This window comes from Hymenobacter siberiensis (assembly GCF_018967865.2).
Taxonomy (GTDB): domain Bacteria; phylum Bacteroidota; class Bacteroidia; order Cytophagales; family Hymenobacteraceae; genus Hymenobacter; species Hymenobacter siberiensis.
In genome coordinates this window covers 3574059-3586671 of sequence record NZ_JAHLZY020000001.1, presented here as the reverse complement: position 1 = coordinate 3586671, position 12613 = coordinate 3574059, and the positions used below count along the sequence as shown (strand labels likewise).

The 12613-nt window shown below is 59.0% G+C and carries 12 protein-coding genes; 4 read left to right on the top strand and 8 right to left on the bottom strand.

Annotation, left to right across the window (positions count from 1 at the left end; translation table 11 throughout):
• Positions 1-148: 148 nt before the first annotated feature.
• The gene (locus KQ659_RS15855) at positions 149-856 is read left to right on the top strand and encodes a hypothetical protein (RefSeq protein ID WP_216680171.1); all 708 of its coding nucleotides are present in this window, start codon (positions 149-151) and stop codon (positions 854-856) included.
• A 161-nt stretch (positions 857-1017) separates the two neighbouring features.
• A complete protein-coding gene (locus tag KQ659_RS15850) occupies positions 1018-1428 on the top strand; it encodes a hypothetical protein (RefSeq protein WP_216680172.1) in 411 nt (136 codons plus the stop codon).
• Between the two features lie 108 nt (positions 1429-1536).
• On the opposite strand, the gene rplS is transcribed toward KQ659_RS15850, so the two are convergent.
• The 8 genes from rplS to KQ659_RS15810 all read right to left on the bottom strand — a co-directional run bounded on the left by rplS (position 1537) and on the right by KQ659_RS15810 (position 10430).
• On the bottom strand, positions 1537-1920 hold the full coding sequence (rplS, locus tag KQ659_RS15845; RefSeq protein WP_168671900.1) for a 50S ribosomal protein L19: 384 nt from the start codon (positions 1918-1920) through the stop codon (positions 1537-1539).
• A 169-nt stretch (positions 1921-2089) separates the two neighbouring features.
• The gene (gene trmD / locus KQ659_RS15840) at positions 2090-2764 is read right to left on the bottom strand and encodes a tRNA (guanosine(37)-N1)-methyltransferase TrmD (RefSeq protein WP_216686126.1); all 675 of its coding nucleotides are present in this window, start codon (positions 2762-2764) and stop codon (positions 2090-2092) included.
• 100 nt (positions 2765-2864) lie between these two features.
• Positions 2865-3431: a ribosome maturation factor RimM gene (gene rimM, locus KQ659_RS15835; RefSeq protein WP_216680174.1), complete on the bottom strand. Its 567-nt coding sequence runs from the start codon at positions 3429-3431 to the stop codon at positions 2865-2867.
• A gap of 94 nt (positions 3432-3525) precedes the next feature.
• Positions 3526-4071: a 30S ribosomal protein S16 gene (locus tag KQ659_RS15830; RefSeq protein ID WP_216680175.1), complete on the bottom strand. Its 546-nt coding sequence runs from the start codon at positions 4069-4071 to the stop codon at positions 3526-3528.
• Positions 4072-4321: 250 nt separating this feature from the next.
• Positions 4322-5110 carry an acyl-CoA desaturase gene (locus tag KQ659_RS15825; RefSeq protein WP_216680176.1) on the bottom strand — a complete coding sequence of 263 codons (789 nt, stop codon included), beginning with the start codon at positions 5108-5110 and terminating at the stop codon, positions 4322-4324.
• Between the two features lie 253 nt (positions 5111-5363).
• Positions 5364-6074: an RluA family pseudouridine synthase gene (locus tag KQ659_RS15820; RefSeq protein WP_216680177.1), complete on the bottom strand. Its 711-nt coding sequence runs from the start codon at positions 6072-6074 to the stop codon at positions 5364-5366.
• A 208-nt stretch (positions 6075-6282) separates the two neighbouring features.
• Positions 6283-7098: a 3-methyl-2-oxobutanoate hydroxymethyltransferase gene (panB, locus tag KQ659_RS15815; protein WP_216680178.1), complete on the bottom strand. Its 816-nt coding sequence runs from the start codon at positions 7096-7098 to the stop codon at positions 6283-6285.
• Between the two features lie 140 nt (positions 7099-7238).
• A complete protein-coding gene (locus KQ659_RS15810; protein ID WP_216688229.1) occupies positions 7239-10430 on the bottom strand; it encodes a putative LPS assembly protein LptD in 3192 nt (1063 codons plus the stop codon).
• 181 nt (positions 10431-10611) lie between these two features.
• Between KQ659_RS15810 and KQ659_RS15805 the strand changes: the two genes are divergently transcribed.
• Positions 10612-11361 (top strand): N-acetylmuramoyl-L-alanine amidase family protein, encoded by a 750-nt coding sequence (locus tag KQ659_RS15805; RefSeq protein ID WP_216690637.1) that lies wholly within the window; start codon positions 10612-10614, stop codon positions 11359-11361.
• Between the two features lie 114 nt (positions 11362-11475).
• Positions 11476-12483, top strand: a complete 1008-nt coding sequence (locus KQ659_RS15800; RefSeq protein ID WP_216680180.1) for an MlaD family protein — start codon at positions 11476-11478, stop codon at positions 12481-12483.
• Positions 12484-12613: the final 130 nt, after the last annotated feature.

Below are 12613 nucleotides of genomic sequence, written 5' to 3'. Positions count from 1 at the left end.
TCAACAAAAATGGCATAATCCTGAAAAAAGCAAGGTCTATCAGAAGTTGCATAGAATAAAGGTCCTAAATTTGAAAACCGGACAACGGTACCGCTAGCAACGGCTTTCTGACCGACCATCTTTAATGCTTTCATAAGTTTTTATTCCCATGAAACGAAGCGTACTCATTCTAATCCTTATATGCCTGGCTACACTGGGCAGCTATGCCCAGAAATCCCCTGTGGATGAAGCAGATAAATCGATTAACAGCATTCCGCGCAAAGGTCAGCAGGTGAGCATGCAGCTCGATAACCGCCGCGTTGAAACCGCCTGGATCAAGCAGTTAGGGGATAAATTCGGTAGCAAGCTGAAGAATAATAAAGGCGTGCTCACGATGGATGGCGTGGTTATTGAAGAAATTGCACCCAACCCGATTCGCGTTATCAGCAAGGTCGACGCTACCCCCACCGGTACCACCGTATGGTGGAGCATCGACCTGGGCAATGCTTACCTCGGCAAGGAGTCGACGCCCGTGCAGTGGAAGTCGGCCGAGAAATACCTGAAAGATTTCGCCCGCATGATGTACCGCGAAGACCTGGTTTCGCAGATTTCGGAAGCTGAGCGTGCACTCGTGGCCTCGCAGAACAACCACATGGCTGTCATCGAGAAGGCGAACACCATCAAGAAGGACATCGATAAGAACAAGGCGCGCAAAGTTGAAATCCAGCAGATGCTGGCTGCTAACGCTGCTGAGCTCCAGCAATTCAATAACCTTATCGACACCAACCTGAAAGAGCAGGAAGCTGCCCGGGGCGATATTGTGAACATGCGCGTGGCTCTGGAAGCCGTGAAAGACCGCCTGAACAAAATCGAGTAGTGTCCGCCGGCCCCGGCCGTCAAATGCCTGCCAGAACAAAAAGCTCCACCCGCACCGGTGGAGCTTTTTGTTTGCCCTGCGCCCAACCCTGCCGGCTCAACTACGTTGGCAATAAAGGCAGTACTTGCTGCCCTATTAATCCAACCCAAGACACCCCACCCATGGAAAAGACCGAAGTTCAACACCAGGTTCATCTCGATAGCACCATCGAACTGCTCGGCGGCAGCCTTACCGAAGCGCTGGCCCGCGCAGGCCTCGACAATACCCTGCAGCAATGGATTGCCGACGTGAAGGCCCTCGACAACCCCGAACTACACCAGGTAGTGGTTGATTTGCAGGACCTGAAAGCCCATTTTGGCGGCACCAGCAACCCCGACATGCAGCTCGTGCGCAAGCTCCTGCATCGGATGGGTACCAACACTGACCGCGCTGCCGTTTTTGCCGATGGCAACACGCAGCCCCGCGTAAAAGCGCTGAGCGAGGCATTGCTGGCCGCAGCCAAGCAGCTGGGCCACGATGAGGAGAATACTCCTGCGGAGGATTTGAAGGCCGACTCGGCATCGAATAGCTAGAGCTGCAATACTACCGGTGACATAGCCGGCCGTATTACACGCAAAAAAACCGACTCTCTTTTGGGGAGTCGGTTTTTTTGTGGGGCAGCCTTGCGGCTGCGGCAATACTTAAGCTACGGCCGCCTTGGCTACCGGGTTCAAGCGACGCTCTTTGATACGAGCCTGCTTGCCCGAGAGGCCACGCAGGTAGAACAGACGGGCGCGACGTACTTTACCGCGACGGATAACCTCGATTTTCTCGATGTTAGGCGACAGCAGGGGGAAGATACGCTCGGTACCGATTTGGTTCGAAATCTTGCGAACGGTGAAGGTTTCACCGTTGGAGCTGGGGTTACGACGCTGAAGAACAACGCCCTGGAACTGCTGAATGCGTTCCTTGGCACCTTCGCGGATTTTTACGTGCACGTTCACGGTGTCGCCGGCGGCGAACAGAGGGAAGCTGGCGCGGCGCTCCTGCGATTCGGCCTGGATAAAGTCAAGTAGTACGCTCATGGCTGAGAAAATTGCGAAAGACGGCGCCGCCGTCGGGAATTAGTATTTTATCGAAACGGAGCGCAAAGATAGCGCTTTCCCGTGGGTTTAGCAAGTGATTTGTAGAACATGCGTTAGCTTGTTCCCTGATTTGCTGTCAATTCAACGACTGCGCAAGCTAAAGCATGCGCTACGAGAGCAAATCGGGGCGGCGGGCCTGCGTGCGGGCCAGGGCCTGGTCGTGCCGCCACTCTTCGATTTTGGGGGTGTTGCCCGAAAGCAGGATTTCCGGTACGGCCTGCCCACGCCACTCGGCGGGCCGGGTGTAGATGGGCGGAGCCAGCAAATCGTCCTGAAAAGAATCGGACAAAGCCGATTCTTCGTTGCCCAGCACGCCCGGCAGCAGCCGCACCACGGCATCGACCAGAATGGCCGCGCCGAGCTCACCGCCGCTCAGCACATAGTCGCCCACGCTGATTTCGTGGGTGATGTAGGTTTGGCGGATGCGCTCATCAATGCCCTTGTAATGGCCGCAGAGCATGATGATATTCTGCATCAGCGAGAGGCGGTTGGCCAGCGGCTGGCGCAGGGTTTCGCCATCAGGCGTGAGGTAGATGATGGCGTCGTAGGTACGGTCGGCCATCAGCTCGTCTATCCACGCCGCAATGGGCTCCACGCGCAGCACCATACCCGCGCCGCCCCCAAACACGAAGTCATCAATTTGACCGTGCTTGTTGATGGCTTTGTCGCGCAGCTGGTGGACGTGGATTTCGGCCAGACCCTTGTCCTGCGCCCGCTTCACGATGGAATGGGCGAAGGGGCTGACGAGCAGCTCCGGCAGGCAGGTAAGGATGTCGATTCTCATTTTTTTAGCTGTTAGCCAATAGCTTTTAGCTGTTAGCTCATCTCTCTGTTTTGTGAAATTTGAGAGTTAAAAGCTAATGGCTGACAGCTAAAAGCTGTTTCTACTCGGCTTCGTCCTGCTGGCGGGTACTGGGCTTGAGGTACACGTCGAGCAGGCCGTCGGGCAGGTTCACGTAAATCTCTTTTTTGGCGTGGTCGGCGTGGCTAATCAGCTCATCCACTACCGGAATTAGCACTTCCTGGCCCTGGTAGCTCATGGCCAGCATGTCCTGCTGGGGTAGCTCGTAGAAGTTCTCTACGGTGCCCAGCGGGCCCATATTTTCATCTACCACGGTGAAGCCGATAACGTCGTGGAAGTAGAACTGGTCTTCTTCGAGCTCGGGCAGGGCAGCCAGGGGCAGGTGTAGCTGCGAGCCGCGCAGGGGCTCGGCTTCCTCAATGCGGTCGATGCCGCGCAGCTTCAGCAGCACTTTGTTGCCGGATTGGGGCTGCACCTTTTCGATGTGGTGCTCCACCAGCTTGGTGGGCGCGCCGGCCAAGGTCAGGTACACCGTTTTGAGCTTGGTGTAAGCAGCTACATCATCCACGTCGAAGTGGGCCACTATTTGGCCGCGCAGGCCGTGGGTTTTGATGAGGTAGCCGAGCTGATAGGTTTCGTCGAGCGTCATAATAGGGGAGGGGATAACGAAAAAGCGTCTGGGGGTTGCCAGCCGGTCCGGCTCACAACTCCCAAACGCTTTCGGTTTTCAGAAACCGTACAACCTACTCGGCAGCAGCTTCGGTAGCCTCTTCGGCCGGAGCCTCGGTAGCTTCTTCGGCAGCAGGAGCGGGCGCGTTGGCGGCCAGCAGGGCAGCAGCCTTCTGGCGCTGCACCTCGGCGCGGTTGTCCTTCACCTTGGTTTCGGCGTCGAAAGCAGCTTTCTTGGCGGTAGCCTTGGCATCATCGAGGCCAGTGCGCTTGCCTTCGATTTTAGCATCTTTCTCGTCTTTCCAGGCGCTGAAACGCTGGTCAGCAACTTCCTGGGTGATGGCACCCTTGTCGACACCCAGCTGCAGGTGACGACGGTAGAGCACGCCGCGGTAGCTGAGCATGGCCCGAACGGTGTCGGTCGGCTGAGCACCAGTCATCATCCAGTAGAACGCACGGTCGGCGTCGTAGTTGATGGTGGCGGGGTTGGTTTGGGGGTTGTAGGTACCGATTTTCTCGATGAAACGGCCATCGCGGGGAGCGCGGGCGTCAGCTACTACGATGTCGTAAGTCGCGGCCTTTTTGCGGCCACGGCGGGCGAGGCGGATTTTAACTGCCATAAACCGGTGGGGTTGTGTGACGGAGCTCGTCCGTCGGGTTAGGGTTTCCCGAAATTGGGAGTGCAAAGGTAACGTTTGTTCAGGGTATTAGCTAGGCTTGGACATAAAAAAGCCCTGGCGCGGAGCCAGGGCTTTACAACGTCATTCCGAGCGCAGCCGAGGAATCTCGCGTATGGCAGCAATCCTCTTTTGTGATTGAATTACTTATTGCACGCGAGATTCCTCGACTGCGCTCGGAATGACGTTATAACTACGCCGCCATGGCTTCGCGCTTGGGCTTTGCCAGTTTCGACATCGTGTTCAGGTTCATGTTTTTGCGCTTAATCTTAATCACGCCGACCTTATCCAAACTCCAGATAGCCACATAAGTAGGGTCGAATTCCCACCACTTCACGCCGAAGTTGACACGCATGGGCAGCTTGTGGTGGTTGTTCTGGAAGAGCTCGCCGAAAGCCAGGAAATCTAGGGCCAGGGTGTTGCGCGATTTGTCGCGGTTGTCGAAGTTCTGGTAGCCGTATTTATGGCCGCCCCAGTTCACGATGGCCCCGTGGATAGGACCCATCAGGAAGTGAATGGGGAGCAGCAGATACTGCCACCAGGCCGTGGCGAAGTTGATGTAAAACAGCACGTAAGCCGTGCCCCAGCCAAGGCGCGAGTACACGGTGCCGCCGAACTTGTCGAGCCACTTCCACTCCGGAATGTCGCCCTCGAAGCGCTTGGCGCCTTCGTGCTCGTTGTTCACCACGTCGTTGTAAATCACCTTGGTCTTCCACATCATATCGAACGCGTTGTTCGAGAAGTGGGGCGAGTGCGGGTCCAGGGCGGTGTCTGAGTAGGCGTGGTGCATGCGGTGCAGCAGCGCGTAGGCCCGGGGCGAGAGGAAGCTGCTGCCCTGGCAGATGTAGGTGAACAGGAAGAAGAACTTCTCCCAGAACTTGTTCATCGTGAACATTTTGTGCGCCGCGTAGCGGTGCAGATAAAACGTCTGCGTGAACAGGGATAAGTAATAGTGGGCAACGAAGAAAATGAGGATAGCCATACGAGCTGGAATAGAGAAGCTGACTGTACAAGTAAAAGGCTTGGGCTTAGGTTCAGCAGCGACAATACAAAATTACGGCCGGGGTAGGCGCAGCACGGGATTTGGGCTGGGAAGGCCAAAATCTTGCACCTTCGGCAGGTGTTTGTCAGCCTGAGTTTGCTAAGGACCTTGTCACGCCTCACCAGGCAGTTCGAACGTGATAAGGTCCTTGGCTACGCCGACCTTCGGTTCGCAAGCTCAGGATGACAGGTGCTTACTTGTAGTACGCGCGGGCCGCATCCCAGTGGGGAGCATCAGGCAGGGGGGCCACAAAGGTCATCAGCTCCTTCGTGACGGGGTGCTGCAGCTGCAGCTGGCGGGCGTGCAGGGCAATGCTTACATCGGGCAGCGGGGCGATGAAGCCGTATTTCACGTCGCCGATGATGGGGGTGCCGAGGCCGGTGGCCAGCTGGGTCCGAATCTGGTGCGGGCGGCCCGTCACGGGGTTCACCTGCAATAAATAACGGTTGCCGGCCATGCCCAGCAGCTCGTAGCTTAGCTCGGAGCGCAGGCCCTGGCTGTGCTTCTCGGAGTAGGCTTTAGTGACGTTGCGCACGGTATCCTTCACCAGCCAGTGGATGAGGGTGCCGTTTTCGGGCACGGGCGGCCGGCCGGTGAGGGCCCAGTACGTTTTGTGGATTTTATCGTCCCGAAACATTTCATTCAGGCGGCTCAGCGCCTTGCTGGTTTTGGCCAGAATGACGATGCCCGATACCGGCCGGTCGATGCGGTGGCACACGCCTACGAAGGCTTCGCCGGGCTTCTTGTACTTGAAGCGCAGGTACTCGGCGGCTTTTTTGGAGAGGGGCTCGTCGCCAGTGGCGTCGCCCTGCACGAGCAGGCCGGCGGGCTTGTTGATGACGAGAAGATGGTTGTCTTCGAACAGAATTTCTCTGCCTTCGGACCAGATGTTGGGACGATTCACGCGGTGGTAACGGGCGGGATATGAGTATTCGCAGGAGCGGGCCGGGCCCCTCGGGGGCCATCGCACGTCGTCAGACCACACTCACGGGGCACTCCGCTCTTGCTGTTAGCGCAGCGAAGATACGAAGCTGGACGGGAGTGAATGGATTGCTTCAGAACGTCATGCTTCGGCGGCGCTCAGCATGACGTTCTGAAGGCTCGCTTCCAACCTAATACCCCTCCTCTTTGCTCGGAAACTCGCGGCTTTTCACGTCGGCCACGTAGTGTTCCACGGCTTCGGTCATGATGTCGTGCAGCTCGGCGTAGCGGCGCAGGAAGCGGGGCTTGAACTCCTTGGTGATGCCCAGCAGGTCGTGCACGACCAGAACTTGGCCGTCAACGTCGGGGCCGGCGCCGATGCCGATGACGGGAATGGTGAGCTCCTCGGCGACCTGCTTGGCCAGGGAGGCGGGAATTTTCTCCAGTACCAGGCCGAAGCAGCCTATTTCCTGGAGCAGGCGGGCATCTTCAAGCAGCTTCTGGGCTTCGGCTTCTTCCTTGGCGCGCACGCTGTAGGTGCCGAACTTGTAGATGGACTGCGGCGTGAGGCCGAGGTGGCCCATCACCGGGATGCCGGCCGTGAGAATGCGCGTGATGCTGTCTTTAATCTCGGAGCCGCCTTCGAGCTTGATGCCGTGGCCGCCCGACTCCTTCATGATGCGGATGGCCGAGCGCAAGGCCTCGGAGGAGTTGCCCTGGTAGGAGCCGAAAGGCATATCGACCACCACGAAGGCGCGCTTCACGGCGCGCACCACGCTTTGGGCGTGGTATATCATCTGGTCGAGGGTGATGGGGAGGGTGGTTTCGTGGCCGGCCATGACGTTGGAGGCCGAGTCGCCGACGAGCAGCACGTCGATGCCCGCGCCATCGAGAATCTGGGCCATCGAGTAGTCGTAGGCCGTGAGCATGGAGATTTTTTCCCCCCGCTCCTTCATGGCGAGCATCTGGTGGGTGGTAACGAGTTTGACTTCCTTGTGCTGAGACATGGCGGGCAGGTTTGCGAATAAGAGGCCGTTTGGCGGGACAAAGCTGGCAACAATTTCGTTACCCGGCGCGGAGCGGGCAGCAAAAAGCCCCTGGCCGGAGCGCAGGGGCTGAAAACGAAGCGTATTGGCTGGGTCGAAGGCTACTGGTACTGCGCGTAGCGGTTGCGGTTCAGCTTGAGGTCCTGCAACAGGCTGCTCTTGGCCGCGATGGTGAAGTTGTAGCCCTTGAGCTGGCCAAAGGGAATCCAGGTGCCGTTAATCTGCCAGCAGTGCAGGTCGCGGAAGAAGGAGACGGTGGGGAACGTGACGGCCTGACTAGTAAAGTCGTAGCCAAAGCCGGTGGTGAAGCGCAGATTTTCGGTGAGCTTGATGGAGCCGTCGGCGCGAATGTTGTTGAGGGCCAGGATGGGCGGGCGCTGGTTTTTCTTGAGATACTCCGAGGTGAGGGGCACGGCATTGGTCGTGTAGCCGGCCGAATATGACAGGTTGAGCTCCCACGGAATGTCGAAATCGACGTAGTCGGCGTAGTAGTTGGGGCCCACCGCGCCCAGGCTGGGGTTGTTGGCCGGGGCTACGGCGCGGGGTACCACGGTTTTTTTCTTGCCGCTGGCCGGGTTGAAGCTGTAATTGGTCTGGAAGGTGGCCGAGGCCAGGCGCAAAAACTTGCGCGGGTTGGCTTCAAAGAGAAACTTATTGGTGGGCAGACCCCGGCTGTCGCGCTGGTACGCTTCGAAGCTGGCCCCGCTGTTGAGGCTGAGCTTTTTGGCGACTTGGGTGCGGAAAATCACGTTCAGTGGCGTGAGGGCCTGGACATCTTTAGGGGCGGCAAAATTATAGCCGATGTTGAAATCAAGCCCGTCAATCAGGCTCACTTTTTTGAAGGGATTGAGGCCGGTGGTGTCTTTGGAATCGCGCACCTTCATCTCCACCGAGTTTTGCAGGCTGAAGGAAACCTGGCTCTGCCGCGAGCCGCCGGGCACGGCGTACAGGAAGTTGTTGTAATTATTGAAGGCGTAGCCATTGAGAATAGCGGCATCGGTGGGGTTGTCGGCGAATAAGGTCTGGCCAAACTGGTTCGTATAGCCCCTCAGTACGGTTGACCCCAGCGGAAACACATTCCTGTTTTCATTCAGCGGCGGGGCGTAGGCGTAGTTCAGGCTGGGCGTGGCCTTGTGGCGGATGGCCTGAATTTTATGCGTGCCCTTGCGCACAATAGTGCCGTAGAACGTGGTGTTCAGGCTCACGGACCCCGAGTAGCTGTTCACGCGGTTGAAGCCGTAGGTGGTGTCGATGCGTACGGCATTAGCCCCGGAAACGTAGCTGTAGTTGAGCTTTTGGGCAAACCACACTTCGCTGTACGACACCGACGGGCTCATCTTGAGGTGCGGCCCGATGGAGTACGAACCCAGCCCGATGCCAAACTGGTGCTGCATGCCGTTGCGGGAGTTGGCCAGCAGCCGGCCGATATTGGCAAAGCTCACCGGAATATTGGTCGATGCGCTGGTGCCGCCCAGCAGCGGCAGGCCATTGCTGAGGCTGCGGGCCGTGAGCACGTTGCTCAGCTCGTTGCGGGCCGTGAGGTTGTAGCTGAACGTGAACTGCTCGTAGGATTTGGAACCAAACTTGCCACCCGCGCCCGGCTGAATGCCGAACCATTGGTAGGGGTACTGGCGGGCCAGGCCTACGCTGACGTCGGGCAGCACGAAGGTCATGGTGCCATCGGTGCCCTGGCTCTGGCTGGCTTTGATGTCGTAGTTCCAGGGCGAGTTCCGAATCTGCTTCGCGTAGCCAATGCTGGAGCTGAACTGCGTGGAGAGGTAGCGGCGGGCATCGAAGCTGTTTACCTTGTTGAAGCTGCTGGTGCCGGCGTTCACGCTGGCCGTGAAGCGGCCCCCGCCCGGCTTGGGCACCGGCGTGTGGTTCCAGGTTACCCAGAATGAGTTGGCCGACGGCGGCTTGATGTAAACCGGCGTGGTCGTGAGCGCGTCGGTAGTCAGAATGGGGTTGAGGGGCCGGTTCGAGAAGCGGAAGTTGAAATTGCCCTGGTAGGTGTAGCGTTTCAGGTACGAAAAATCGGCGGTGGCCCCAAAGCCGCCCCAGGACTGGGCGTTGCCGGCGTAGATATCGCCGGTGAGGCGCACGCCAATGTAGTCGTTCGGGGCGAAGTAGTAGCCGCCGTTGGTGAGGAAGTAGCCCCGGTCGGCGGCCTGCCCGAAGGTGGGAATGAGCACGCCCGAGCCCCGGCTCTTATTGGGCGTGGGGAAAAAGCCGAACAGAAAGCCCAGCGGCGTGGGAATGTCGCCAATCACGAGGTTGAACGGCCCGGTCACCACTTCCTTCCCCGGAATCACCTTCATCTTCCTGGCCTGAATGTAGAAGTGCGGGTGCTCCAGGTTGCAGGTGGTGTAGCGTCCGTTCAGGCCGTTGATGTCGCCGTTGGGCATCCGCTTGATGGTGGCGGCGCTCACGTAGCCTTCGCCTTGGGTGGTCACGGCCTCGGTCACCTTGGCCTTTTTGCTCTTGAAATTGTAGGCAATGCTACCGGCCGTGTACAGGCCGCCCTTGTCCTTGAGTACGGGCCGGCCTTCCACCTTGTTTTTCAGCGTGTCGAGCCGGCCGTCGGCCTGCATGGTGTTGGTGCCGTAGTTTATCGTGATGAGGTAGGCCTTGAGGTCGGTGTCGCCATACGTCACGCTGGACTTGTTATACAGCCGCGCCACCTTCTGGGTCACATCAAACTGAATGGAGTCCTGGGCCTGGTACTTTATCGTGCTCTCGATTTGGCCTTTGGGCCGGGCCGCCACTTGCAGCGAGTCGTTGGCGCGGCGCATGCCGTTCACTAGCCTGCTGGTGTCGGTGGGCATGGCGAGGCCGCTGGGGAGGGCCAGGGTATCGGGCACGGCCTTGTGCGAAGCGCCGGGCACCCGCGACTGGCCGGTGTTGCGCACGCCGGGCGGCGGCGGCCCCACGGGGTCGCGCGGGTCCACAGAAATATTGCGCACCGGTGGGGTGGGGGCTGAGCCGGCGCGCTGGCCGGGCTTGGCGGCCGGAATGGCCTTGGGGCGGGCCCTGGTGGTGGTGGCACCCTGGCTGGTGGGGGCCGCCAGAATGGCCTTCACCCGCGCCTTGCGGGCCTGAATTTTGGCTTTGCGGGCGGTTTTGGGCTTGGGCTGGGCGGGCGTGCCGGTCTGGGCCCGGGCGGTGCCCGGTGCGCCGGTCAGCAATAAAAAAAAGAGGCCGGACAGGGCCCGGCCGGCCCATGAAAAGCTGGTGCGGCGGCGCAGCGCGGGCCGGAAATCAGCTTCGGAACGAAGGCCAAACCAAACAGGCAAAGTATAGTAGCAGTTAAATCGGTTACTTTTGGGGCTTCTACAAAGGTAGCAGGTCGCTACCGCCCCTTCAACGAACAACGTGCGGATTATTGTCATCCTGGCCAGTGCCGCTTTGCTATTACTGGGCGCCGGCAGCGGCGAGTGGAACGCGGAGGCCCAAACCCCGGCTGACTCCGCCCGTATCGCCCCCGATTCGGCCCTCCCGGCTACGGCTCTCAATGAGCCTTACCGCTACCGCCTGCGCACGGTGGTGCTCGATGCCGGCCACGGCGGCAAAGACCGAGGCTGCGCCGGGGCCAGCGCCCGCGAGGCCGACGTGGCCCTGAGCCTCATCCTGGCCCTGGGCAAGCAGATTCAGGAAAATATGCCCGAGGTGAAGGTGATTTACACCCGCAAAACCAACGTTTTTATTGAGCTCGACGAGCGCGCCGCCATTGCCAACCGCAACCACGCCGACCTCTTCATTTCCATTCATTGCAACGCCGGCCCCAGCCAGAGCCACGGCACCGAAGTGTGGACCATGGGCCTGCACAAAAGCACTGCCAACCTGGGCGTGGCCCAGCGCGAAAACTCGGTAATTCTGCAAGAAAAGGACTACAAAACCCGCTACGACGGCTTCGACCCCAGCTCGCCCCAAAGCCATATTCTGTTTTCCCTGTTTCAGTCGGCCTACATCACCAACAGCCTGCGCTTTGCCCAGCGCGTGGACCGGCAGCTGCGCACCAGCGTGAGCCGCCCCAGCCGCGGCGTGAAGCAGGCCGGCTTTCTGGTGCTCTGGAAATCGACCATGCCCTCGGTGCTCATCGAGTCGGGGTTTCTAACTAATCCGACCGAAGAGCGTTACCTCAACGATAAAGCCAATCAATCGTATATGGCCGCAGGCATCTATCGCGCCTTCCGCGAGTACAAGCGCGAGCTGGAAGGCGGTTAGGTAAGCGGTACGGCAAGGAGTTGCACTGCCCGGCGACCGGCCTTCGCACTTCCGTCGTAGATACCCGCAGTTCGCTTTCGCCTCCCTTCCGTTTTCATCCAATTATTACCCCTCGTGTCTAAAGAAATAAAAGTGGCGCTCCTCGCCATCGTTGCCATTGCCGCCCTCATCATCGGCTTCAATTTCCTGCGGGGCAGCAACGTGCTTTCCTCCGACCAAACCTACTATGCCACTTACCCTCGGGTCGATGGCCTGAACGTGGGGGCTCTGGTGGCGCTCAACGGCATTAAAGTAGGCCAGGTAAAAAGCATGGTGCTCCAGTCCGAGAAGGGCAACTCCGTGCGCGTGGCGCTGGAGCTGGAAAAAGGTATTGTGGTGGGCGACTCCACCACCGCCAGCCTGGGCGGCTCGCTGCTGGGCTCAAAGGCCATTACCCTCACCTTGGGTAACAACTCGAAAACGTATACCGGCGGCGAAGAAATCCGCACCGTGACGCCTTCCAGCATTGCCGATGCCTTCCAGGCGAAGGCCCTGCCCTTGCTCGATACCGTGGGGGCCACGCTGGCCAATATCAACGGCTTCCTGAACAAGGACGCCCAGACCAACATTCAGGGAACGTTGGTGGGGGCTCGCGCCAGCACTGAGGCGCTGCTCAAGCTCATTTCTTCCAACCAGGCCAACATCAACGAGATTACCCGCAACTTCGCCCAGATGAGCGTGGCGCTGAACAAAACGACCGGTAAGCTCGATAAAATAGCCACCAACTTCGGGCAGCTTTCCGACTCGCTGAAAACTGCCCCCGTGGGCCCGGCCCTGCGCCGCCTCAATGCCACCCTGGCCGATGCCCAAGCCACCGTGCAAACCCTCAACAGGGCCCTCAATGACCAGTCGGGCTCGATGGGCAAGCTCCTGCACGATTCCACGCTCTACAACAACCTCGCCGCCACCTCGGCCAGCTCCAACGACCTGCTGCTGGACCTGAAAGCCAACCCCAAGCGCTACGTGCATTTCTCGGTGTTTGGCGGCGGTAAGGATAAGACGAAAGTAGAAACCACCAAAAAGCCCGACGGCACCACCACCACCGAAGTGAAAAAGGTGGAAACCACGTCGGTAGTGAAGTAGCCATCTGTCAGCCCGAGCATTCGTCGCTGCTTGCATCGCAGAATGCTCGGGCTGACGGACGAGCATAAGCCCGCTAAGCCCGTACCTTTGAAATCCGCTTTCGGGCGGATTTTTTTGTGCTCAATCTTTC